The organism is Sphaerochaeta associata, from assembly GCF_022869165.1.
GTDB classification, from domain to species: domain Bacteria; phylum Spirochaetota; class Spirochaetia; order Sphaerochaetales; family Sphaerochaetaceae; genus Sphaerochaeta; species Sphaerochaeta associata.
On the sequence record NZ_CP094929.1, the window covers coordinates 1,243,132 to 1,266,617 of the forward strand.

The following is a 23,486-nucleotide window of genomic DNA, read 5'->3' on the forward strand; positions in this document are numbered from 1 at the left end:
CATGAGAACCTATAAAACCCCGTCTTCGATGCTCTTCTCCTTCGTGGTGTACCTGGTGATGGTCCTCACCCTTGCCGTCTGCCTGATTCCCTTCCTCTACATGCTCGCCCTCTCGATCTCAAGTCCGAAGGCAATCATCAACAATGAGGTTTTTCTCATCCCCAAGGGGTTGAACCTTCAATCGTACATCCAGATTTTTTCCTATCCGAACTTCTTCAAGGCGTATGGCAATACCTTCTTCTATACGATAGCCGGGACGGCGATCAGCCTGACGCTGATGATATTGTTCGCCTATCCGTTGAGCAAGACACGCCTTAAGGGTGTGAAAGCCGTCATGCGTCTGGTCATTTTTTCGATGTTCTTCTCAGGTGGACTCATTCCCAACTACTTGTTGGTATCCTATCTCCAGCTGACCAATACACGGCTTGCAATGCTCATTCCGTTTGCAATCAATCAGTTCAACCTGATTTTGTTGATCAACTTCTTCAAGTCGATCCCCGTCGATTTGGAGGAGGCCGCCATCATCGACGGTCTTGACTATAAAGGCATCCTGGTTCTCATCGTTTTGCCGTTATCGACTGCAGCCTTGGCTACCGTCGGCCTCTATGCCGCCGTCTTTTTCTGGAATGACTGGTTCCACGGCCTCATCTACCTCAAGAGCAGCCAATTTCCGGTCATGCTCTTTCTGCGCAACATTGTAACCGGCACCAGCATGGTCGGCGATGCGGCCGGTTCGGGGGACAAGAGCACGATCGCCATTTCAATCAAGAGTGCGGTGATCATCACCAGCACGCTTCCCATCATCGTGCTCTATCCCTTCCTCCAGCGGTATTTCGTCAAAGGCGTCATGATCGGGGCCGTGAAAGGGTAGTAGAGGGCTTCTGGGTTGTTTCGCGTACGATCAACTCGGTATCCATGTACATGCTGGAGATGGGAATCTGCTCGCCGCTTATGCGCTTGATGAGCATCTCGCAGCTGAGCAGGCCAAGTTGGAACTTGGGCTGGTTGACCGTGGTGATTGACGGGGTGCACATGGTGGACAATTCGATGTTGTCGAATCCGACGATGGCGATGTCCTTCGGGACTTCCAGTGCCGACCTTCTCACCGCCTTGATGGCCGCCGCAGCATAGACATCGCTGGAGGCGAAGAACGCATCGGGCCTTTGGTCGGAATTAAGCAGCTGGAACGCCGCCGAGACAGCCATGTCGTAGCTTATTTCCTGCAGCTGGATGATGATTTCAGGGTCCTTCTTGATGGATGCCTGCTCCAAGGCCTGTAGATACCCCTTCAGCCTGTCCTGGGCATACTTGTACTGTAGAGGGCCGTTGATGAAGGCTATCCGCTTTCTTCCTAGGGAGATGAGGTACTCCACTGCATTGCGGGCCGCCGATACATCGTCGATGGTCACAAAAGGAATGTCGACACTGCTGATGCATTCACAACATTGGACCAAGGGGATGGACGAGTTGAGCTTGAGCAGGGTAGATCGGTTGATGCAGTTGGTGGTGATCAGCCCGGCTGCATTTGTTTTTTTCAACAAATCTGTAAAAGTGTCATAGGATTTTTCATCGATTGGATCTTCATTGACCAACATATTGTACCCGTTGCGCTGGGCGGCGGCTTTTGCTCCTTGGATGATGAGGCTGTAGAAAGGGTTGTCCAGGCTGGGGATGTTGAAGATGATCAGGTCGTTGGTTTTCGAGCCTACCGCCTCCAGGCTGGAGGTGTCGAATCCAAGAGCCTTCATCGCATCGATGACCATCCTGCGTGTTTCTTCACGTACATTGGGACTGTTGTTGATGACCCTGCTGATGGTGGCGATGGAGATGCCTGAGAGTTCGGAGATAGCCGTATAGGTGATTTTCTTTGGTGCAGCTGCCATGGGTATACCTCTAGATGTACTATAGAAGCAGTTTTCATTGCAGGCAAGTAAAAAATGTAAAACTGTGAAAAATTTTACAAGATTTGAAATAAATTTCTGTTTTTTAGGTTATAACTGTTAGAATGGTCGTCATAATTGTAATATTACGAAAAATGTTGACAGATTTTCAGAAAGATTTATACTGAATCAAACACAGGCAACACAGATCATCAGCCTGTAGGAGGTTTGTAATGAAAAAGGTATTGGTACTCCTTCTTGTCCTGCTGGTAGCAACCAGCGTCGTGTTTGCACAGGGCTCCAAGGAAGCTGGTGCAAAGAAGCAGTTGATGGGAGTCGTAACCCCCAGCGCCGACCATGGATTCACTGCAGAGTCCATACGCCACAGTGAGGCTCAGGTAAAGGCACTGGCTGCACAGTACGGTTTTGACTACCGCTTCATGACGGCAGCTGAAAGCAGTGAGCAGAGCAATGCCGTTGAAACCATCCTCGGCATGAACCCCGATGTAATGGTTCTCTGGCCGGTCAATGGCGATGAACTGCGCAGTGTCGCCCAGTCGGTAATGGACGCTGGTGTTCCCTTGATTGTCTATGACCGATTCATCCCCGGTCTTGTTCCCGATGCAGAAATCAGCGGTGACAACGTTGCGATCGGCGAAGGCGCCGGAGTGTATTTCAATGAGTTCTTCAAGGACGACCTGGCCAAGGGCAAGGTAAACTACCTCGAGTTCAAGGGAGACAGCTCTACCGTCCCGATGGAACGCACCAATGGATTCCTCTCAACTGCAAGTCCCAACTTCAACTTGGTGCAGTCCTTTGTCACCAACTGGAGCCAGCAGACTGCCATGGAACAGATGGAGAACTTTTTGAACACCAAGAGCAAGGCTGAGATCGAATCAATCAAGGCGATCTGGACTCATGACGACGAAATCGTCTTCGGTATCGTCGAGGCCCTGAAGAACTATCACGGAAGTGCAAAGATCAACATCCGCCTGATCAACGGCGTCTCCGCCGGTGAAGGGTTCATGAACCTCTTTGAGAACTCCGGCCTCAGCGGCATCGATTTCATGACCTACACCTTCTCCCCGTCCATGGTCCGCGATGCTATCGACCTCGGTCTGAAGGTACTGCAGGGCGAGAAGCTCGAGAAGAACTACAAGGTTCCCACCGAGATGATCGACAAGACCAACTACAAGACCTATATGCAGGGCGAGCTGTACAAGGTACGCTACAGCCTGTAAGGGTTGGGTTTTTGGAACATGTGCCCTCTGGAGGCTGGATTATCGGCCTCCTCTGGGCATCTCTTGTATAGGTAGGGAGATTGTTATGATCCTTGAGATGAAGAACATATCAAAGTCGTTTGGGGCGGTGCAGGCCCTGAAGGATGTCTCTTTTTCCGTCGGCAGCAAGGAGATTCACGGCCTGCTCGGTGAGAATGGAGCAGGAAAGACGACCTTGATGAACGTTCTGGCCGGAACGTTTGGTCCGGATGCAGGTACGATTGGGATCGATGGGAACATCGTCGAGGGTATGACCCCTAAAAAAGCGGCAGAATTGAAGATTCGATTCATCCACCAGGAGTTGAATCTATGCAACGACCTGACGGTCTTTCAGAATATGTTCCTCGGTGAAGAGTACACCAGGCAGTGGTGGATGGTTGATAGGAAACGGGAACTGGAGCACGCCCAGAAGGTGCTCAATTCCATGAACAGCGGCATCGATGCGCATACCCTCGTCGCCGAGCTCGATACCGCTCAAAAGCAAATGGTAGAGATTGCCAGGGCGCTGTTGTTCTCCAGTGAGCTCATCATCATGGATGAGCCGACAACCGCCTTGAACAACCGGGAGATTGAGAAGCTGTTCTCCATTATGCAGCGGCTGAAGGAGGAGGGCGTCTCCTTCATTTATATTTCTCATAAAATGCCTGAGATTTTCCGCATTTGCGATCGATATACCGTTCTGCGCGATGGATCGTTCATTAGAAGCGGTTTGATCAAGGATATTAATGAGCATCAGGCGACTGAGCTGCTCATTGGAAAGAGCTTTGTACAGGCCCATATAAAGGATGGCATTGCCGCCAGTATTACCGATGAGGTGGTTCTCACCGCAAAAGACTTGTCGGGTTCCAGTTTCAGCAATGTCTCGTTTGAACTCCATCGAGGGGAAATCCTGGTTTGTACCGGCTTGCAAGGTTCTGGAACAGATGAACTTGCCACTTCATTGTTCGGCGCTTCTACCCTGAAAGGGGGGACAGTCGAGACGGCTGCAGGTCCGCTTGCGATGCACGACATCAAGGGTGTCATGAGGCGGGGAATCGCCATGGTGCCCCGTAATCGAAAGGAACGGGGTATTCTGCCGGATTTGAGTATCAGGAACAACAACTCCCTCGCTTTCTTTGTTGCCAGGCACAAGAGCTTATTTGTTGACAAAAACGAGGAGAAGAGGCGCTTTGATGCAAGTCAGAAGCGATTGGGTATCAAGGTGGGTAGTGATATGGACGTCATTACTTCTCTTTCGGGGGGGAATCAGCAGAAGGTGATTCTCAGCCGGTGGCTTGAACTCGATGCCGACGTCTACATTATGGACAACCCGACCCAGGGCATCGATGTGGGGGCGAAGTTCTCCATCTACAAGCTGATCGTCGAGTTGGCTTCCCAGGGTAAGGGAGTCATTGTATTCACCAGTGAATACCCTGAGATTCATCAGCTGGCGGACCGTTGCCTTGTGCTCTATAAGGGAATGCCTGCGGCAGTACTGTCTCGTGATGAGATTACCGAAGTTGCAATTATGGAATATTCGACCGGAACAAGAGGGGAGGTGCTCAATTGAAGGGTTTGACGCTATCGAGGATGCAGGTGCGGGACACCTGGAGAAATATTAGTGGCAACTACAGCCATTGGTTGAGTTTTGTACTGCTTTTACTGGTGGCGGTTATTGTCAGTCCCTCGTTCTTGACGTGGAACAATATCACCAACCAGTTCGTACAGGGTGCGATTGTCGGCATCTGCGCCATGGGTATGAGCCTGATCATCTCCGCCGGTATGATTGATTTGTCGGTTGGTTCCACGGTCGCCCTGATCAGCGGTTTCGGTGTGGTGGTCCTCAATTCCACCCACTCCATCCCTCTGGCCTTCCTGTTCTGTCTGGGAGCTGGAATCCTGGCCGGCTTGATCAACGGCCTTTTGGTGACCAAAGGTCGAATCGCCCCCTTCATCGTCACCCTTGCCACCATGAGTGCATGGCGCAGTGTGATCAACCAGATGGGGCAGGGAGGGCCTTTCACCGTCGACAAGGACATGTATGCACCCTTCCGTGCCATTGCCGCCGGTCGTATTCTTTCAATTCCCCATCTGATGTTGTTTCTGATCTTCATTACCGTACTTACCGGCCTGCTCATGTCAAAGACCAAGTTCGGTACGTATGTCTACGCTGTCGGTTCCAATCAGCAGGCTGCACGCCTCAGCGGCATCAATGTGAATCGGGTTAAGACTCTCATTTTTACCTATGCAGGCATGCTCTATGGGTTGGCGGCTTTCCTGCTTGCCAGCCGCCTGACTTCAATTCAGGCCGCCAGTGCCGGGATGGGCTATGAGATGGATGCCATCGCAGCAGTTGCCATCGGAGGCACAAGCATGGATGGCGGGCGGGGCAAGATCATCGGCACCTTCCTCGGTGTCCTGATGCTCAGGATCATCAATACCGTCTTGATCATGGCAAACGTGCCTCCATTCCTCAACGGGTTGGTCACCGGCATCATCATCATTGTTGCAGTGCTTGCACAAAGCAACAAGAAGGGAAAATAGGAGAAGCGCCATGAATATTGGTATAGTTGGGGCAGGTGGAATGGCAGCCTACCATGTGAAGGGTTTCCAGAAGGCCGGTGCCGTTGTTTCGGCCGTCGCCGATTCCAACGCCGAACGTGCCCGCCTGTTTGCGGAACATTGGGGGATACAGTCCATCTACCCAAACTTGGAAGCAATGCTTGGGCAGGAGCCTGGTTTGGACGCAGTTTCCATTGTTACCCCGAACAAGTTCCATGCACCGCTTACCGTACAGGCTCTTGAAGCCGGTAAGCATGTGTATTGCGAAAAGCCTCCTGCCCGCAATGCACAGGAGATGCTTGGCATGTATGAGGCGGCAAAGAGGACGGGCAAGCATTTGATGTTCGGTTTCAACAACCGTTGCAGGCCTGAAAGCCAAGCCATCTACCGCTATCTGGAGAACGGGGATGCGGGAAGGATAAACTCGGCGCAGGCTACCTGGATCCGCCGATCGGGCATCCCCGGTTTCGGAGGCTGGTTCACCGACAAGGAACTCTCCGGAGGCGGACCGGTGATCGACCTCTTGCATATGATCGACTTGGCTCTTTCGTTCATGGGTTACCCTGAGCCTAAGGCCGTCCTTGCCGTCACGTTCAATGACTTCATGGGTAACGCCTCGTTCAAAGGGCCTTGGGGTATCGCTGACGGCAATGGCAACACCAATGTGGAGACAGCCTGCCATGCCATGGTAACCTTTCGGGACGGCAGGTGCCTTACGATCCGTAACTCCTGGGCTGAGATGAATGAACGGGAAGTGGTTTCGGTGACATTCCAAGGCAGCAAGGCTGGGGGAAAGGTCGAGCGCCTGTTTGGTATTGATGGGGTGGATGAAACCAGCTGCGACACTGTTATGCTCTTTACCGAGGAGTATGGCAGGCAGGTGAATCGCGAAATTCTGGTTGAGAAGGACGAGACGATGGGCAGGGTTGCCAATGCAGTGAATTTTGTCCAGAGCATCACGAAAGGTGAAAAGCCGATGAATACACCGGCTGAGGCTTTGATCCTGATGCGCATCACCGATGCAATCTATACAAGCAGTGAGACTGGTGAATGTGTGCGGTTTGCATAAAGAGGGAGTGTATATGAGTCGATTGGTTACCTTGGCTTCAGGCCAGTTCGGGGATTTGGCTTTGGAAGACCTCTGCCGTCTGGCAAAAGAGATGGGGTATGATGGGCTCGAACTTGCCACCCACGCACATTTCGATGTGCAGAAGGCGCTGCATGATCCTTCCTACCTTCCCATGGTGCACGAAACCCTGCAGCGACACGGCCTTGTCTGCAAAGCGATCAGCGCCCATTTGACAGGACAATGTGTCTGTGATGTGTGGGACGAGCGCCTTGACGGGTTCGCACCTGCCCACTTGGCGGGTAAGCCCGAGGCGATCAGGGCATGGGCCATCGAGGAGATGAAGGATACTGCCCGGGCAGCCCAAAAGTTCGGTGTCTCGGTGGTGAATGGGTTTACCGGTTCTCCCATCTGGGCGCGATGGTACTCGTATCCGCAAACCAGCGAAGCGATGATCGATGCAGGCTTCCAGTTGGTATATGATCTTTGGACTCCGATTTTCGATGTGTTTGATGCATGTGGTGTACGATTTGCCTTGGAAGTTCATCCAACCGAAATCGCCTTCGATTGGTACACAACCGAGCGTCTGTTCGAGCTCTTCAATCACCGACAAACCCTTGGCCTCAACTTTGACCCCAGCCATCTGGTATGGCAAGGTGTTGATGAGGTTGGGTTTGTCCGAGATTTCGCAGATCGCATCTACCATGTGCATATGAAGGATGTGAAAATCAATCGCAATCCCCGTGCAGGGGTTTTGGGTTCGTTCCTTCCTTTCGGTGATACCAGACGCAGCTGGGACTTTGTTTCGGTAGGCCATGGGAATGTCGATTTTGATGGAATCGTCCGTGAACTCAACCGCGCCGGATATACCGGCCCCTTGTCTGTTGAGTGGGAGGATTCAGGCATGGACAGGGTCTACGGGGCTGCAGAAAGCTGTGCATATGTGAAGAAAATGAATTTCAACAGCTCATCGGTGGCCTTCGATGCCGCCCTGAAAACCCAATGAGTGAGCAATATGTGTCTATTTATATGCAATAATTATGCATATAAATAGACGAAATGCATACGAAGTTGTACAATGGCCCGCAATACAAGTCACACAAGGCTCTATTTCGGCCGAAGGAACAGCGTATGGAAAAGAAAAACATTGATTGGGGCAGTCTTGGGTTCTCCTATACCAAGACCGATAGTCGGTATGTCTCGTACTGGAAGAACAACCAGTGGGATGGTGGGGCTCTGGTAGAGGATGCCAATGTAACCATCAGCGAGAGTGCAGGTGTTCTCCAATACGCACAGACCTGTTTTGAAGGCCTGAAGGCCTATACCACCATCGATGGAAAGGTTGTAGCATTCCGCCCCGATCTCAATGCCCAACGCATGTACGATACAGCACACAGGCTTCTGATGCCTCCGTTTCCCCAGGACCGCTTTGTCGATGCCCTGGACAAGCTGGTGAAAGCCAACCTTGCCTATGTGCCTCCCTACGGCAGCGGTGCCACCCTCTATATCAGGCCGTTCTTGTTCGGCAGCGGCCCGGTCATCGGTGTTGCTCCCGCCCCCGAGTACACCTTCAGGATGTTCTGTACTCCCGTAGGTCCTTATTTCAAGAGTGGAATCAAGCCTTTGAAGCTTCAGGTCAGTGAATTCGACCGAGCGGCACCTCGCGGTACCGGACATATCAAGGGTGGACTGAACTACGCCATGAGCCTCTATGCAGGGCACGAAGCCCACAAGAACGGTTTTGCAGAAAACCTCTACCTCGATGCAGCAACACAGACCTTTGTTGAGGAGACCGGTGGAGCAAACTTTATTTTTGTAACCAAGGACAACAAGGTGGTAACCCCCAAGAGTCCTTCGATCCTGCCGTCCATCACCCGTCGTTCGTTGATGTATGTTGCCAAGGAGATTCTTCATCTCGAGACCGAGGAGCGCCCGGTTCCGCTTGAGGAAGTTGCCGAATTCGCTGAAGGCGGTCTGTGCGGTACTGCAGCAGTCATCTCTCCCATCGGTTCGATTACCACCAGCAAGGGCGTTATCAACATGCCAAGCGGCATGGAGAAGATGGGTCCGATCACCCAGAAGCTGTACGACACCCTTACCGGCATCCAGATGGGAAGGCTCGAGGCTCCTGAAGGTTGGATTCATACGATTGCATAAAGGTTTTCAAGCTTTCTTTCCCCCGCCGATACGGCGGGGTTTGCTTTTTCTGTATGCAGATGTCGGAGAGCTCACTCCTTGTTTCTTTACTGTCAAAGCAGGTTGCAGTACAGTAGGGCAAGGAGTGCTTCATGGCCCGTTTAAAAGTTCTACTGCTTGTGCTTCTTTTTAGTTCCGCCTCACTGCTGGCCGTCTCCTATCAGCAGATTGAGACCGAATATACCCGCATAATCTTTGAAGAGGAAGATGTAGCATATGCTCGGCACGTTTCGGTTTTTGCCGACGAGGTCTTTGAACAGCTCACCTCATTTCTTTCTCATACCCCTGCGGCCAAGGTTCCGGTAATCGTCACAAGCAATACGGCTTGGGCGAACGGATACTATATCAATTTCCCATCAGCCGTCTATTTGTATGTCACCAGTCCCGAAGACCGTTTCCTTGGTTCTCGAACCCAGGACTGGCTGAAAAGCTTGTTTATTCACGAACTGACTCACTACATCCACCTCACCGCCCCGGTAGGGCCTGCCAAGTTCCTGCGTTTTCTCGGCCCGGGAGTGACTGCAATGAGCACCGTCTTTATGCCCGGTTGGTGGATTGAAGGCATCACCACCTATGCAGAGACGGCGTTTGCAGCAAACGGGGGAAGGGGGGACAGCCTACCGTTTGCCCGAATCTACCAGGCATCGTTGGCCGAAGACTCCATGTGGTCTCTCTCCCAAGGAGCCTACAACGGCCCCTTCAATCCCTCCAACCGCATCTACGTCACCGGCTACCTGATGATCGACTACCTCATCCGTCATTACGGGCCTTCTGCATTCGCTGACATCAATCGCCGCTTTGCAGCATTTCCTTTCTTCGGCCTCTCTCCTGCTTATAAGAAAGTAACCGGCCATTCGGCCAACGAGGTGTTCTCTCTCTCCCTGCATGAAGTCGACGATGTAGACACTTCCTCGGACAATCTATTCTCGGAGCCTATGGCTGGTGATCGGTTCCTTCCTGTTTCCACATCCATCGGGCTCATCGGTTATGTGCAAAGTCCCTATAAGGGAAGAGCGTTGTATCGGTATTTGCCTGATGGTTCGGCGGAGAGGCTGATGGACTTGAGCATCGAAGGAGGCTCTTCCATCTCCTTTGGAACCGATAAGGCGGTCTTTTCCTCATTATGGGCCGATACCAACGACCCTTCCTCGCTTGCCATGGCTGCCGTCAGCTACAGCGACCTGTATCTGCTCGATCTTGCAACACTCAAGGCAAAAAGACTTACCAAGGCACAGCGCTTGGTGCAGCCTGCCATCAGCGGTGACGGATCACGTATTGTAGCCAGCCGCATCAACGGGAGCTTCTACGACCTGGTTGAACTGGATATCGATACCTTGGAAACAACCACGCTTGCAACAGATGAACGGACAAGTTTCTTTGAGCCTTCATTGAATGCAAACGGAACGAGACTCGTGTATCTTTCCTTGAAGGATGGAAATTCTTCCCTGTTCCTGCTTGAAGAAGGGAAAGAGCCGTTGTTGCTGGTGGGCCCTACCGCCGATGAGCTACGCAGCCCTTCCTTCGCCGACGATGAGTCGATACTGTTCGTCAAGGAGCTGGAACTCTATAGCCTCAATCTTGAAACAGGCAACATGCAGCTTGTCCACACCGACGGTGTGGGAGTCTACAACGCCCATGTGCAAGAGGATGAACTCTTCTATGAAACGTATACTCCGCAAGGTGTTGCAGTCAGAAAGGTTGAGCGCTCACCCAAAAGTGAAGGTCAGGTTACGTTGCGTCCTCCCTTGGAAACCGCTCCGCTTGCAAAATCCAATTCGTATCAGGTGACTCCCTATTATGACAGCCTGCAATTCAATCTGGCGTTGCCGTTCCCATTCGTCGAAGCAAATCAATTCCAGCCCGGGGTGTGGTTTCACACAACCAGCCTGCTGCGCCGGCACAGTCTTATAGGCAGTGTAGGGTGGTCGATTCGCAAAGCCAAACTGGTGACTGATGTGACCTATCAGTACGACGGCTCGACCTATGCCATTGCACTGGGCTTGGCCTTGAACCAGTATATATCCGAGAATAAACCGTATAGGAGCAATGCCTATGCTGCCGCGGTAGTACCTCTTTTCTCACGGACGGGGTACTCCCATTTTCAGGCGCTGAGCATCAAACCCCAGATATCCCTAGTCTGGGACCCGACAGGCATAACCACAACCGGCTCTACAGTGCTTGGGTATACCCTGCAAAAGCGCAACAGCCGGACCATGGATTTCTTCGGAACCTCAGGATTTACCGCCAGTGGTGGTGCAATGTTGCAAAGCGGGGTGAACGCTCCGATTCTTTTTGGATCGGTGGGGATACAGGTGCGTCTTTTTGAAAGCTCGGCCATGGTACGATTTGTTGGGGATGCCATCGGGACAAGCTCGGCGAATATTGGCAATAATTTTGCATTGTTCTCCTTTGCTCCATTGCAACAGGGTAACGGCAAGCTTCGCATATCAGCCTCACTTCGGCTTCCTCTGGGCCTTTTCGATGCACCGATTCCCTATGGAGGAATGACCGGTGCCGGCTTGGAGCTGACTGCCCAAAGTGCCTGGTATTTGAATACCGGCTCACTGACATGGGAGGGTGCTTGGGCTGCTGGTGCTCGATTGACAACGAATTTGGTTCTGGGAGGCCCTTCGATTGCATTCAGGCCCTTTACCCAGGTTGCCTATCTTTTCGGTCCCGGGCTATGGCAATTTACCTTGGGATTGGATGGGCAATCACTATTTGAGCGGTTTTCGCTTAGCTGAGGTCGTGGTCGATATCGAGCACGATTCCGGCCATAACAATCCAGGGGCCGGTATGAGGTTTGAAATACTCCACGGTGGTAATCGAATCAGCATTGAACACATAGTAGAGGGCCACTGCAAGCCGTGGATGGTAGCTTGTGTTACCGACCACCCACCAATGGGTATTTCCAATCTTCAGGCCGACCTCCATGCCAATGCTCGGCCTGATTTCCTCCACCAACGTGGTGGTATAGTTCTGCTGGAGATTGAAACGGTGCAGCCCGGCGGATACTTTTACAACGGGAGTGAAGAAGGCTGACAGGCTCTTAAATTCCCACCGGTATCCAAGCTGCCAGGACCCGAGGTTCATCCGGTCGTTCTGGTCCTCCCATCGGTTGAGCATGGGGCCGTTTGTATGTCTGGTCTCAAGACTGATCGGGCCGAAGGAGAATGCCACGAGGCGGTTTTGGTGACCTTCCATATTGTACAAGATACCGGATGTGAAGGTGAAATCGGTTTGTGTATAGGTCTTGGGCCGCTTGAATGCAAGTACATCTAGGCCGAAAGAACCGTATGAGGCTCCCGACCCCAAGAAAGAGAAGAAAGAAGACTGAAACAGGCCTCCGTCGTAGACATAGGCAAGCCTGAGGCCTTCATACCGCTGTTCTTGGATCTTTTGGCTTGGATAGAGATCTTCTACGAACTTCTCTATGTACCCAAGTCGAATGGTGAGAAAACCACCATACGAGACAAAGGTATTCGCTTCAAGGAGGAATTCCCATTGGTGGGTGTAGGATGTTCCCAGCTCGATACCTACCAATGTGTTGGAAACAAGATAGCCGGCTTGTGCTTTCAGTGCAAGATAAGGGTGGCTCTTGAATTGGTCCTCATAATATGTCAAGGTGACCTGATCGCGGCCGATGAGGGTGTGGAACCTGTTCTGGATGGTCTGCAAGCCCAAGTTTCCACTTAATACAACCCCTGCCGAGCCTACGATGCCGATTCCTGCATTGTGCATTGCAGGAAAGAGAAAAGGGTAGGTTGCACCTATCTGAATTTCATCGTAACGTCGGTTGCTTTGAATGCGGTCGGTATAACTTCTTATGAAGGTCTGGAAGCTGAGATTGTTGTCAAAGGTCGCTTCCAAGGACGACCCGAAGGAAAATCCATCATCCTGGTTGTATCCCAACCCCATGGTGTACCAATCATTGCCGGTCCCGATTGAGAGGGAAGACAATGAGAAAGCATAGGCCGGTATTGGCAAGCCGAGGATGCATAGCAAAAAAAGGATGTCAGCTCTTTTGCGCAAGCTCAAGCCAACGGTCTTCCAGATTTTCAAGTTCGCTTCGAAGTGCATGATATTTCTCTGTCCGCTCAGCGAGCGTTCCCTCTTTGGTAGGTTTTGCATCAGCAAAGCTTGCTTCCAGTTCTCCAAGACGTTGCTGCATCGATTCCATGGTGGATTCCAACTCTTCAAATTCCTTCTGCTGCCTGAAGCTCAAGCCCTTTTTCTCGTTGCGCTTGTTTTGTACAGGCGGAGGCTGGACAGGTTGGACTGCCTTCGCAGGTTTCTCATTCTCGCGTTCACGCCACTGACTGTATCGCATGGTTTCATAGGTGACCGACCCGTCATCGGCGAGGATGAAGAGCTCATCACAGGTGAGGTCGAGAAATGCCCGGTCATGGCTGACAATGAGAGTACAGCCGGCAAAGTCCTGGATGTACTGTTCGAGGTTCTCCATGGTAGGAAGGTCGAGGTCGTTGGTGGGCTCGTCGAGCAAGAGAAAGTTTGGATTGGCCAGCAACCTGGAAACCAGATACAACCTACGCTTCTCGCCTCCGGAGAGGCTGGCAATGCTTTGTCGGTGCATGGAGGCAGGAAACCCGAAGAGCTCAAGGAACTTGGCGGCGCTTACCACCTGGTTGGGGCCCAATGTCACTCGTTCGGCGATGTCCTCGACATATTCGAGGATGATCTTGTCGCTTGTCAAAGCCCTGCCGCCCTGGTCATAGTAGGCAAACACGGTGTTCACTCCGACATCCAGACTGCCTTCATCGGGCTCCAGATAACCGCAAAGCAGGTCAAGCAAGGTTGATTTGCCGCTTCCATTCGGCCCAACCACCCCTATTCGGGCTCCTTTGATGAAGGAAAATGAGAAGTCCTGGATTACCACCTGATCGCCATATCGTTTGCTCAGGTGCTTTGCCTCAAGGATTTTCTTGCCCATGCGTCGGTTTTGGGAGCTGAACCTTTGCATCGCTTCGTCGCCTGTTGCACTCTGACTGGCCAGCAACGCTTCGATGCGGTCCTTCCTTCCACTATCCTTGCCTGTACGTGCCTTAGGTCCACGCTTGAGCCACTCAAGTTCACGTCTGAGGACGGTTTTGATCCGGTCCTGTTCTTTTTGCAGACGTTCAAGTCGTTCCTCCCTTCGCTCCAGGTAGGAAGAAAAAGAACCTGGATGGAGAAAAATTGAAGCGTTGTCCATCTCCAGGATGGCCGAGCACACCGAGTCAAGGAAGTAGCGGTCATGAGTGACCAAAATGATGGTTGCACTGCTGTTTTTCAAGTACTGTTCCAACCACTCGATGGTCTGGATATCCAAGTGGTTGGTCGGTTCATCGAGCAGGAGCATGGTAGGTTTTGCACACAGAACCCGTGCAATGGCAACCTTTTTCTGCATCCCCCCAGAAAGGGTATCCATACGTTGGTCCTGAATATCGTAGAGACCCAGTTCTCCCAGCAGCGAGGCATAATCATTCTCAAGGTTCCAAGCACCCAAGAGCTCCATCTGCTCGGTGAGATGGGCCAACACCGCCTCATTGTGCTCGCTTTCCAACGCCTGACGGTAAGCACGATAGGTCTCAATGCGCACCCCTTGTCCGTCATACAGGTAGCTTGCTACGGTAGCACCCTCTTCGAACTGAACTCTCTGGTCGAGCATGACCAAATCGGTACCGTTTTTCATGGCAATGGTTCCGCTGTCGCAGACGATTTGGCCGGCGATAAGCTTGAGAAAGGTGGATTTCCCTTGGCCGTTGCGTCCGATGAGAGCAACATGGTCGCCTTCTTCCAAACCGAAGCTGACTCCTTCAAAGAGTGGTTCATCCTTCAGTGTTTTGGATACAGATTCCAGAGAGAGTACATTCATACTTCGAGCGTAGCGAAAAGCAGGGCGCTAGGCAAGCTGTATCATGCAGCCAAAAAGAGAACAGCAACCCCGGCTATCGAGAGGAACGTGCCTGCAAGACTCGAGGCAGTGAGACGTTTATGCAGTATGAAACGGTCGAAAGGGAACAGGAGAATCGGGGTGATCTGGGTGATGGTGGTGACAATGCCGACCGGTGCGAGCGTGAAAGCACGCATCTGGCTGGACATGCCCAGCACTGGGCCGGCGAATGCGGCGAGGATGAGAAGAATGAGGTAGCGGCGGTTGCGAAAGACCTTGAAGTGCTGGACTGCATTACGCTTGTAGAGGAAGTTGAAGACAAGGAAACAGGATAAGCCCCCGATATTGCGCAGAAGGTTGGTGGAAACCGGGCCTGTTTCGTCGAGGGCGAACTTGGCCAGCAGGAAGGAGAGTGACTGTAAAGCCGATGCAAGGATTGCATATACAAATCCCTTGAGGTTGGTGTCCCGCTCATTTTTCTCTACGTTTCGGCGCGAATCGAGCAGCACCATCACAGCAACACCTGCGATGGTGGTGAATATGCCAAGTATTTGGATGAGGTTCAGCCGTTCATCGAAGAGAAGGTAGCCGAAGAAGGCTGTCACAACCGGAGAGAGTGTCATGATGACCATCGACTCCCTGCTTCCCAGCAGGATGTAGGCCTTGAATAAAAGCATGTCGGTGACGAAATAGCCGAACGCCCCGCTTGCAAGCAGGAAGACATAGGTCCGGGCGGAAAGGGAGGTTGGGAACCAAAAACCTTCCACCGCGTAGGTGAGGGCAAGGATCATGGGAAGGGCGATCCACATTCTGATGTGGGCCACAGCATCCGAGCCTACCTTTGCACCGATATGGCGGTAGATGATCGAGTTTTGTGCCCAACAAGCTGCGGTCAAGAGGGCGAGCAGCTGCCCGACGATTAGGTTGTGTTCCATGATGGGCCAAACACTATCACAAAGGCTTTGGTTAGGCAATGAAAGGCATGCCCCTTGCGAGGCATGCCGAAGTACGTTTGGAGAGAACGTCTTGAAGAACTATCTTCCCTCCTTGTCAAACACTGCAAGTTGGTTTGCAAGGCTGTTGGGATCGAAGAATCGTTTCTCCCTGCGTTTATTCAAGAGTGAATACAAACTCGGGGAGAGAAAGAGGGTGAGAAAGCCTGCAGTGACCAGGCCCCCGATGAAGGTGAGGGCGATGGGTTGCATCATCTCAGCACCTTCGCCGGGAAAGAAAGCAAGTGGAACAAGACCGAGAATGGTAGTCATTGTGGTCATCAGGATGGGTCTGAGCCGGGTGCGTGCCGCAGTAAGACATGCTTGTTTGACCGGCATCTTCTGCCTGACCAGTTGGTTGATGGAGTCGACCAGGACAATGCCGTTATTGACTACAACCCCGATCAGGGCGACGATACCGACCACCGAGAAGAGGGTGAACGCCTGGGAAGTGATGATATGGATGAAGATGACACCGATGAGAAGAAGCGGTATGGTGGCAAAGATGATGAAAGGATCTACCAACGATTCGAACTGGGCGGCCATTACCGCGAAGACGAGAACCAAGGCGAGCAGGAAAATGATCACCAGCGTTGGACCGTAATTGGCAAGCTGCTGCATGTCGCCGCCTTGGCTGACAGTCACACCTTCGCTTACCAACAGATGTTGATCGAGGGCCGTCTGGATTCTCTGCTGCACCACATCGGCCGTATAGCCCTCTGCAAGGCTGGCAGTTACATGGTTCACCCGCTCCTTGTTCTCACGGGTGATTGAGGCTGGGGCGGTAGAGGTTGAAAATGTGGCTATGCTGTCCAGATGTACGGTGCCGCTTTTGCTGCTGACCAACAGGTTCCCGAGGTCGCTGATGGAACTATATTTTGTACCATCCATGGAGACTACCACATTATAAGACTGGTCGACGTTCATCGTCGTGATGGTGGTGGCGGTCGAGCCGGCAAGGGCGGAGGAGAGCGTTGAAACAACCTCGCTTACCGAGATACCCAACTCCTCGGCCAATTGGTGATTTATTGCAATCGTCACCTTCGGCGATCCATTTGCCAAGTCGGTAGCGACATTGGTCGCCTCGGGAACGAAGGAGGCGATGACGGAGGCTATCTCATTGACGGTCCGGGCGAGTGTTTCGGCATCACTGCCGCTCACGCTGATGTTGATGGGACTACTGTTCATTGGTCCTCTACCACCACCGAAAGTCCATACAGCAGCAGGATTTGTTGCAAGCAGAGGAGTGATGATTTTCTTGACTTCACTTGCAGTATAGTGTTGTTCGGTAATGTCGGGAAGACTGATTTCAATCGACCCTGTATTGGTGGACCCCACCTGTACCATGATTTGTGAATATGCATCTGCGGGCAGCTCTTCCATTACCAGTTTCTGGATCCTGAACAGCTCATTGCGGCTTGCCTCCTTGGTGGTTCCGCTTGGCAGGGTGAGCGAGAGCGTGACGCTGTCGTCTGCATTCATCTGGGGCGTGAGGTTCATCCCGATGCCCTCGAAAAATGAGAGACTGAAGATAAGCAAGAGTATCAACAGCATGATCAGCAGGAATCGATGGCGCAAAAAATAGGAGAGAAAGTGTGCGTAAGCCTGTTCCAGCTTGGTTTCCATAAAGGCGTACCAAGTATCGAGCGTACGGAGAACCCTCCATTTCAACGGTTTTTGCACCCGGGTATCCAGACGCAGGATGCTGCCGCTGAGAGCAGGAACCAAGGTAAGCGCCACAATCAGCGAGGAAAATAAAGCGATGCAAACGGTGAGGATGAGGTCTTGGAACATGATGCCGATCATTTCCAGCTCGTTCTTGTAGATGAGGAGGGGAAGAAATACACAAATCGTTGTCAGGGTGGATGCAATGATCGCCGTACTCATATTGTGGCTTCCCAGTATCGCTGAGGCGGCGCTGCTATGCTTTTGTTGACGATACGTATAGGTGTTTTCCAAAATGATGATCGAAGCATCGACTATCATGCCGATACCGAGTATCAAGCCGCTCATGCTCATGCTGTTGATGGTGATGCCCAGCAGCGACATGATCATCAGCGTGAAAAAGATGGAGATCGGCATGGACAGGGAGATGACAAGAGTTGCTTTCAGATTTCTGAGAAACAAGAAAATCACCACAGCAGCCAAGATCACCCCTTGGATGGCGCTCTTGTATACTTCTGACAGGGTGGAGGAAATCATGGAAGTCGAGTCTTGCTGCACCACCAGGCGGATGCCTTCAGGCAGTTGGTTTTGGATTTGTATAAGGTTCTTCGTCACCTGACCGGCTACGGTGGCCGCGTTGCTGTCCGAAGCATTGGAAAGGCTGAGTGTTACTACAGCCGATCCATCCAGATATTGCTCATCGAAGCCGGTTTCCAAAGATTCGGCCACTGTCCCGATATCCTCTAGGCGAATCGGCACCCCGTCGATGGTTGCCACTACCGTCTGCCGTATGGATTGAAGATCGGTGTATCGTTCATCCAAGGAGATGGAGTATTCGATGAGGTTCTGGGTGATGGTCCCCACTTTTCCTTGGACATTTCGTGAGGCGAGTGCATTCTTGACATCGGAGAGCGTCAAGTTGAAGGCTTCGAGCCGGATCGGGTCGATGGAGACTTCAATCCGGGTATCGCCTGCTCCTCTGACTTCGACCTGACTTACTCCCTCAAGTCGCAACAAGAGAGGGGATATGGTGTCTTCAGCGATTTGTTTCAGTGCTTGCTCATCCATGGATCCGGTGAGCATCAGGCGCATGAAGGTGGAGGATGAGGACATGTCGAATCGCATCACCGATGGGGTTTCGGCCCAGTCGGGCAGCTGCCTGGTCATCCTGCCGAGCAGCGTTTCCAAGCTGTTGGCAGCCTCATCCAGGTCGGTGCCATACGCGAATTCGAGCATCACCATCGCCCTGCCGTCGGACGATTGGCTTGTGATGCTTTCAAGTCCCTCAAGCGATCCCACCGTATTCTCGATGATTTTTGTAACTTGCTGTTCGACCTCTTCGGGTCCTGCATCACCTGTTTCGACCATCACCGAAAGCACGGGCATTTCAACCGAAGGGTAGAGTGCAATATCAAGGTCCTTGAGGAAGAGGAGCGAGACAAGAAGCAGCAGGAGGTAGGTCATGCTGATCAGAACCGGTCTGCGTACGGAAAATTCACTGAGTTTCATATCTCCTCCTTGATGACGGCAATCCTGCTGCCTTCAACCACGGAGCCTGCGGTGATGAGTTGTTCACCTCCTGAAAGGCCACTGGTTATCACACTGAGGTTGTCGTCCGAAACGGAGATGGTGACGGCAACCCGCTTTGCTGTTCCTCCTTCGGCAATATAGACAACCGGCTCTCCGAGGTATGTGGTTATTGCATCACTGGGAATCACGATAACATCCTCAAGCTTTTCGGTTATGAGAGTCACCGAGACAAACATGCCTTCCTTGAACCGGTCATCCTGGACAGAAGGGGACAGGATGACCTTGACGGTCCGATTGGATGCCTGTACCTTGGACCCTATGTGTGTGACTACGGCTCTCTGAATTTCGTTAGGCCATGCTGCGGTAGTGAAGGAGGCCTCAAGCCCCGTATGCAACGTTGCCAGATACCGTTCGGACAAGGCTGTCTCTATCACCAACTCCCCGGTTTTCCCGACGGTGGCCAGCACCGTCCCGTTGGTGGCTTGCTGTCCGACATAGGCGGATACTTGATAGACTGTCCCATCCATCACACTGGTGACGGTGGTGCTTTTATAGGTGCTTCCAGCTGTGGATGGATCGATTACTGCAATTGGATCACCTTTGGAAACAGTCTGCCCTTCGGTTACAAACACTTCGGTTACTTTACCCGAAAGGGTGCTGGTGATCGACACAGCTTCGCGTTCGCTGGTCAACTCGCCTCCGAGGGTGGTGGTTCGTGAGAATGTAGTACGGTTCACTTCCTGCACCGCTACATTCACAACCGACGATTCATTCGAACGGGCCTGCATGCCCGGTTGGTTCATTCCGGATTCCGATGAACCACCGGTGAACCGAGCGATGATGACGACACTGAGTACGAGGCAGATGAGAAGCAGGATGATGGTTGTGATACGATCCAGCATGGATGATTTCATAGTTGATTTCCTTTATGCATTGATGATGGTTTTGACGTCGGTTTCCAAAAGATATGCGAGCTCGTAGAGCGATACGGTATAGGTGACTTGTTGCTGCAGGATGGAAAGCCGGGCGTTCTGCATGTGTTGTTCGCTCTCCATGAGCTCCAGGTAGGTGATTTCACCGGCCTCGTAGGCGGCTTGGGAATAGGCGAAAGTGACTTCCGATGCCTCTCGGTACTCAAAGAGATACTGCAGCTGCGCCTCAAGCTGCATTAGGTTCTGGTAGAGGGTTTTTACCTCTGATTTTGCAGCATGTATACCCTGTTGCAGTTCGTTTTCTGCAAGGGCGATATCCTGCTGGAGATTTTCCAAAGTAACTTGAGAACTGGAATTCGGCAGATAGGGGTCAAGGGAGAGTGATACGGAAATGCCGATCTGGGTGGTGTCCCGGATGTAAGAATTACCGGCGGTCGACAAGGAGCTTGCAAGCGAAGTCGATGCACTGAATGCCAAGATGGGAGAGGCGGTGGTTGCGTGGGTCTGCTTAAGGGAGATTTCTGCTTGTTCAATCTTGTATGCGAGTAGTTGTATGGAGGACGTTGCGAGTACGAGGTTCTGTAAATCGGCGAGCGGCTTGAGTGATTGGATGTCCAGCAACTCGTCGGCGGTTTCCTCAAACTCATAGCCTACCAGGGTCTGTAGAGTCTGCTTGGCACTCTCATAGTCGTTTTTCCGGCTCTCCAAGGTAAGGGATGCTTGTGAGAATGCAAGCTTGGCCTGACTTACTGCAAGGCTGCTGGCCCTTCCTCCTTCGTATTTTGCTTGCATCGCCTCAAGCGAAGCCTGTGCCTGTTTCCACGCCGCTTTTTGTTGTTCATAGGATAGTTGTGCTGCAGCTACATTCCAGTATGCCCGCATTACCTGCATCCCTAGGCTCTGGAGGCTGGAACTGTAGGTCGTTTGAGCGGTTTTTGCGAGCGATGCATTGGAAGCTTTTGCATATCGGTCTGTACTGGAGAGCGAGAAGGAGAGGGATGCTGCAGGCGAGATCTGGGCGCTTGAGTTCTGCTCAAGCAGGCTTGTTGAAGCCGTCGCTCCCGCCGATATGCTGATGGATGGCAGATGGGCATTGATGGAGGCTTGGTTCAACTGCTTCTCCAAGGTCAGCTTTGCATTATGGGCGGTCAGGCTGGAGGCTGTTGCACTTTGCAGTGCTTGCTCAAGGGTGAGTTGCCGGGCGGTGAGCGGGGTGCAGACCAGCAGGAATACAAGTAGGATGATTCGTAATCTTGGCATAAAGGGGTCTCCTCATTGATTTGTATGTCGACACGGTACGTCCTCCCTATGAATGGTTGGCCAAGAGTATATGCAGAGTTGCAGGAGGAATATGAAGTTTTAAAGGAGAGCTTCATTGACCCTGCTTGAGGTACGCCGATACAATACAGGCATGCACATTGATATCAACCTCAGGCTGTCTCCCAAGGAGGCCGCCGATATTTCCTCTCTTAAGCAAGCAGCTGCAAAGAAAGCAGGTATTCCGGTACGCGACATCGCAAGTGTCCGCATCATTCGACGCAGCATAGACGCTCGTCGGCGTCCCGTAGTGGTCGACTTGATCGTCAGGCTCTCCTCGACAGAGGATGATGCGCCCTTTGAAGCGGTTTCGTACTGCAACGTCGGTGAGAGCAAAAGCGTAATTGTAGTCGGTGCGGGTCCTGCCGGTCTCTTTGCCTCGCTCAGACTGTTGGAACTGGGACTCAAACCCATCCTCCTCGAACGGGGAACCGATGTACACCAGCGCAAGAAGGATCTTGCCTCCCTGGTGCGTACCGGTGTGGTGAATGAGGAGAGCAACTACAGTTATGGTGAAGGCGGAGCCGGTGCCTTCAGCGACGGCAAGCTCTATACGCGTGCCACCAAGCGAGGAGATGTTTCCAAAATCTTAAGCCAGCTCTGTCAGCACGGAGCCGATTTGGATATTCTTTACGACGCCCATCCCCATATCGGCAGCAACAAGCTGCCCCAGGTGATCGAGGCGATACGGACTACCATTCTTTCCCATGGGGGAGAGGTTCACTTCCAAAGCAAGGTGGTCGCGTTGTTGAGGAAGGGGTCGGTGGTAGAAGGGGTGCAAACCTCTGACGGTGCAACCTATTTCGGTCCCGTTGTTCTTGCCACCGGTCACAGCGCCCGAGACATGTATCGGTATTTGCATGCTGAGGGAATCAGCATAGAGAGCAAAGCCATGGCCATGGGTGTACGCCTTGAGCATAAGCAGCACCTCATCGACCAGATGCAATATAAACAGGAAGAGGGCAGGGGGTTATACCTTCCTGCAGCTGAATACTCGTTCGTCCATCAGGTGGAGGGCCGTGGTGTTTACTCCTTCTGTATGTGTCCCGGCGGCTTCGTCATTCCTGCAGCGACGCAGGCCGGCCAGCAGGTGGTCAACGGAATGAGCGCATCGGACCGCAAGGGTGAGTTTGCCAACAGCGGCATGGTGGTCGAGCTTCATCCCGAGGATCTCCCCACCGACAAGTTCAGCGGTCCCCTGGGTATGCTTGAGTTCCAAGAAGCCCTTGAAAGACGAAGCTTTTCGTATGCGCAGCAGAGCATCAAGGCCCCGGCGCAGCGCATGGTGGATTTTGTCAAGCATGTACGTTCGAAGGATTTGTGCGAATCATCCTATATCCCCGGGTTGGTGAATGCAGATCTGCACGCCCTCTTTCCTGCCTTTATATCCAAGCGGCTTGCCCTTGCATTTGAGGCATTCGGCAGGAAGGCTTCTCGATTCTTGACCAATGATGCCCTGTTACTGGCATCTGAGACGAGAACCAGCAGCCCTGTGAGGATTCCTCGTGATTCTGAAAGCAGGATGCACCCTGATCATGCAGGTCTTTTTCCCTGTGGCGAAGGGGCCGGGTATGCCGGAGGAATTGTCAGTGCAGCAATGGATGGTGTTGCCTGTGCAGAGAGTGTGAAGGAGTATCTTGGATGCTGAAAGGCTTCCCTCCCATTCACTCGCAGCAGAGCAGGATCCTGATTCTTGGTACCGGACCGAGCGTGGTATCGAGTCTCAAGCAGCAGTATTACGGTCATGAACGCAATGCGTTCTGGCCGATTATGTCAGAAATACTCCAAGGTCCGATTGAAACCTATGAGCAGAAGTGGAATCTCCTTCTGGCTAATGATATCGCCTTGTGGGATGTCTTGGCAGAGTTTGAGCGAAAAGGCTCGGCCGACTCTGCATACACCACTGTGATACCCAACGATTTGAAACTGTTCATTGACGAACATGCCATGCTGAATCGAATTTTGTTCAATGGACAGAAAGCCTCCGACTTCTATCGTCGCCTTATCGGCTATTACCCCCCTGCCATTGAGTTTCAGACACTTGCCTCGACCAGTCCTGCCTATACACTGGGCTTTGGGCAGAAGCTGGAGGTATGGAGAAACTCAATTGTTCACCCGATACAGTGCTAGGAAAAGGAAAGTTTAGGAAAATTGAAAAGCAAAAAAGAAAAGGGATGACAAATTTCCCTAGCAT

Annotated in this window: 17 protein-coding genes; 10 read left to right on the forward strand and 7 right to left on the reverse strand. The window is 52.2% G+C overall.

Going from position 1 to position 23,486, the window contains the following annotated elements; all coding sequences use genetic code 11:
- Position 1 precedes the first annotated feature (1 nt).
- The gene (locus tag MUG09_RS05725) at positions 2 to 871 is read left to right on the forward strand and encodes a carbohydrate ABC transporter permease (protein WP_244774393.1); all 870 of its coding nucleotides are present in this window, start codon (positions 2 to 4) and stop codon (positions 869 to 871) included.
- Here MUG09_RS05725 and MUG09_RS05730 read toward each other — a convergent pair.
- Positions 846 to 1,883 carry a LacI family DNA-binding transcriptional regulator gene (locus tag MUG09_RS05730; protein ID WP_244774395.1) on the reverse strand — a complete coding sequence of 346 codons (1,038 nt, stop codon included), beginning with the start codon at positions 1,881 to 1,883 and terminating at the stop codon, positions 846 to 848. The genes MUG09_RS05725 and MUG09_RS05730 overlap by 26 nt on opposite strands.
- A 230-nt stretch (positions 1,884 to 2,113) precedes the next feature.
- On the opposite strand from MUG09_RS05730, the gene MUG09_RS05735 reads away from it, so the two are divergent.
- From MUG09_RS05735 to MUG09_RS05765, 7 genes are all read left to right on the forward strand, one after another.
- Positions 2,114 to 3,121: a substrate-binding domain-containing protein gene (locus MUG09_RS05735; RefSeq protein WP_244774397.1), complete on the forward strand. Its 1,008-nt coding sequence runs from the start codon at positions 2,114 to 2,116 to the stop codon at positions 3,119 to 3,121.
- 97 nt (positions 3,122 to 3,218) lie between these two features.
- The gene (locus tag MUG09_RS05740; protein ID WP_342345920.1) at positions 3,219 to 4,709 is read left to right on the forward strand and encodes a sugar ABC transporter ATP-binding protein; all 1,491 of its coding nucleotides are present in this window, start codon (positions 3,219 to 3,221) and stop codon (positions 4,707 to 4,709) included.
- The gene (locus MUG09_RS05745; protein WP_244774401.1) at positions 4,706 to 5,683 is read left to right on the forward strand and encodes an ABC transporter permease; all 978 of its coding nucleotides are present in this window, start codon (positions 4,706 to 4,708) and stop codon (positions 5,681 to 5,683) included. Before MUG09_RS05740 ends, MUG09_RS05745 begins: the two co-directional genes overlap by 4 nt.
- A gap of 10 nt (positions 5,684 to 5,693) precedes the next feature.
- Positions 5,694 to 6,770 (forward strand): Gfo/Idh/MocA family protein, encoded by a 1,077-nt coding sequence (locus MUG09_RS05750; RefSeq protein ID WP_244774404.1) that lies wholly within the window; start codon positions 5,694 to 5,696, stop codon positions 6,768 to 6,770.
- A 13-nt stretch (positions 6,771 to 6,783) separates the two neighbouring features.
- Positions 6,784 to 7,773, forward strand: a complete 990-nt coding sequence (locus MUG09_RS05755) for a sugar phosphate isomerase/epimerase family protein (RefSeq protein ID WP_244774405.1) — start codon at positions 6,784 to 6,786, stop codon at positions 7,771 to 7,773.
- Positions 7,774 to 7,826: 53 nt separating this feature from the next.
- Positions 7,827 to 8,924: a branched-chain amino acid aminotransferase gene (locus MUG09_RS05760; RefSeq protein WP_280529387.1), complete on the forward strand. Its 1,098-nt coding sequence runs from the start codon at positions 7,827 to 7,829 to the stop codon at positions 8,922 to 8,924.
- 131 nt (positions 8,925 to 9,055) lie between these two features.
- Positions 9,056 to 11,707 carry a TolB family protein gene (locus tag MUG09_RS05765; RefSeq protein WP_244774407.1) on the forward strand — a complete coding sequence of 884 codons (2,652 nt, stop codon included), beginning with the start codon at positions 9,056 to 9,058 and terminating at the stop codon, positions 11,705 to 11,707.
- Here MUG09_RS05765 and MUG09_RS05770 read toward each other — a convergent pair.
- The 6 genes from MUG09_RS05770 to MUG09_RS05795 form a co-directional block, all read right to left on the reverse strand.
- Positions 11,700 to 13,094: a hypothetical protein gene (locus MUG09_RS05770; RefSeq protein WP_244775413.1), complete on the reverse strand. Its 1,395-nt coding sequence runs from the start codon at positions 13,092 to 13,094 to the stop codon at positions 11,700 to 11,702. The genes MUG09_RS05765 and MUG09_RS05770 overlap by 8 nt on opposite strands.
- Complete coding sequence (abc-f, locus tag MUG09_RS05775) at positions 12,979 to 14,838, reverse strand: ribosomal protection-like ABC-F family protein (RefSeq protein WP_244774409.1); 1,860 nt, start codon at positions 14,836 to 14,838, stop codon at positions 12,979 to 12,981. The genes MUG09_RS05770 and abc-f overlap by 116 nt, the downstream gene beginning before the upstream one ends.
- Positions 14,839 to 14,879: 41 nt before the next feature.
- Positions 14,880 to 15,791 carry a DMT family transporter gene (locus MUG09_RS05780; RefSeq protein ID WP_244774411.1) on the reverse strand — a complete coding sequence of 304 codons (912 nt, stop codon included), beginning with the start codon at positions 15,789 to 15,791 and terminating at the stop codon, positions 14,880 to 14,882.
- A gap of 99 nt (positions 15,792 to 15,890) precedes the next feature.
- On the reverse strand, positions 15,891 to 19,022 hold the full coding sequence (locus MUG09_RS05785; RefSeq protein ID WP_244774420.1) for an efflux RND transporter permease subunit: 3,132 nt from the start codon (positions 19,020 to 19,022) through the stop codon (positions 15,891 to 15,893).
- Positions 19,019 to 19,957 carry an efflux RND transporter periplasmic adaptor subunit gene (locus tag MUG09_RS05790; protein ID WP_244774421.1) on the reverse strand — a complete coding sequence of 313 codons (939 nt, stop codon included), beginning with the start codon at positions 19,955 to 19,957 and terminating at the stop codon, positions 19,019 to 19,021. The genes MUG09_RS05785 and MUG09_RS05790 overlap by 4 nt, the downstream gene beginning before the upstream one ends.
- 12 nt (positions 19,958 to 19,969) lie before the next feature.
- Complete coding sequence (locus MUG09_RS05795; protein ID WP_244774422.1) at positions 19,970 to 21,235, reverse strand: TolC family protein; 1,266 nt, start codon at positions 21,233 to 21,235, stop codon at positions 19,970 to 19,972.
- A 151-nt stretch (positions 21,236 to 21,386) separates the two neighbouring features.
- Here MUG09_RS05795 and MUG09_RS05800 point away from each other — a divergent pair, with 151 nt between their 5' ends.
- Together MUG09_RS05800 and MUG09_RS05805 are read left to right on the forward strand one after the other, a co-directional pair.
- Positions 21,387 to 22,940, forward strand: a complete 1,554-nt coding sequence (locus MUG09_RS05800) for an NAD(P)/FAD-dependent oxidoreductase (protein WP_244774423.1) — start codon at positions 21,387 to 21,389, stop codon at positions 22,938 to 22,940.
- On the forward strand, positions 22,934 to 23,422 hold the full coding sequence (locus MUG09_RS05805; RefSeq protein ID WP_244774424.1) for a DNA-deoxyinosine glycosylase: 489 nt from the start codon (positions 22,934 to 22,936) through the stop codon (positions 23,420 to 23,422). The genes MUG09_RS05800 and MUG09_RS05805 overlap by 7 nt, the downstream gene beginning before the upstream one ends.
- Positions 23,423 to 23,486 lie beyond the last annotated feature (64 nt).

Bases quoted from the DNA above. Each gene is read 5' to 3' on its own strand.
- MUG09_RS05755 (WP_244774405.1), top strand. From the start codon at position 6,784: ATGAGTCGATTGGTTACCTTGGCTTCAGGCCAGTTCGGGGATTTGGCT.
- MUG09_RS05735 (WP_244774397.1), top strand. From the start codon at position 2,114: ATGAAAAAGGTATTGGTACTCCTTCTTGTCCTGCTGGTAGCAACCAGC.
- MUG09_RS05730 (WP_244774395.1), bottom strand. From the start codon at position 1,883: ATGGCAGCTGCACCAAAGAAAATCACCTATACGGCTATCTCCGAACTC.
- MUG09_RS05780 (WP_244774411.1), bottom strand. From the start codon at position 15,791: ATGGAACACAACCTAATCGTCGGGCAGCTGCTCGCCCTCTTGACCGCA.
- MUG09_RS05725 (WP_244774393.1), top strand. From the start codon at position 2: ATGAGAACCTATAAAACCCCGTCTTCGATGCTCTTCTCCTTCGTGGTG.
- MUG09_RS05765 (WP_244774407.1), top strand. From the start codon at position 9,056: ATGGCCCGTTTAAAAGTTCTACTGCTTGTGCTTCTTTTTAGTTCCGCC.
- MUG09_RS05770 (WP_244775413.1), bottom strand. From the start codon at position 13,094: ATGCAAAACCTACCAAAGAGGGAACGCTCGCTGAGCGGACAGAGAAAT.
- MUG09_RS05785 (WP_244774420.1), bottom strand. From the start codon at position 19,022: ATGAAACTCAGTGAATTTTCCGTACGCAGACCGGTTCTGATCAGCATG.
- MUG09_RS05805 (WP_244774424.1), top strand. From the start codon at position 22,934: ATGCTGAAAGGCTTCCCTCCCATTCACTCGCAGCAGAGCAGGATCCTG.
- MUG09_RS05790 (WP_244774421.1), bottom strand. From the start codon at position 19,957: ATGAAATCATCCATGCTGGATCGTATCACAACCATCATCCTGCTTCTC.
- MUG09_RS05760 (WP_280529387.1), top strand. From the start codon at position 7,827: ATGCATACGAAGTTGTACAATGGCCCGCAATACAAGTCACACAAGGCT.
- MUG09_RS05750 (WP_244774404.1), top strand. From the start codon at position 5,694: ATGAATATTGGTATAGTTGGGGCAGGTGGAATGGCAGCCTACCATGTG.
- MUG09_RS05740 (WP_342345920.1), top strand. From the start codon at position 3,219: ATGAAGAACATATCAAAGTCGTTTGGGGCGGTGCAGGCCCTGAAGGAT.
- abc-f (WP_244774409.1), bottom strand. From the start codon at position 14,838: ATGAATGTACTCTCTCTGGAATCTGTATCCAAAACACTGAAGGATGAA.
- MUG09_RS05800 (WP_244774423.1), top strand. From the start codon at position 21,387: ATGCACATTGATATCAACCTCAGGCTGTCTCCCAAGGAGGCCGCCGAT.
- MUG09_RS05795 (WP_244774422.1), bottom strand. From the start codon at position 21,235: ATGCCAAGATTACGAATCATCCTACTTGTATTCCTGCTGGTCTGCACC.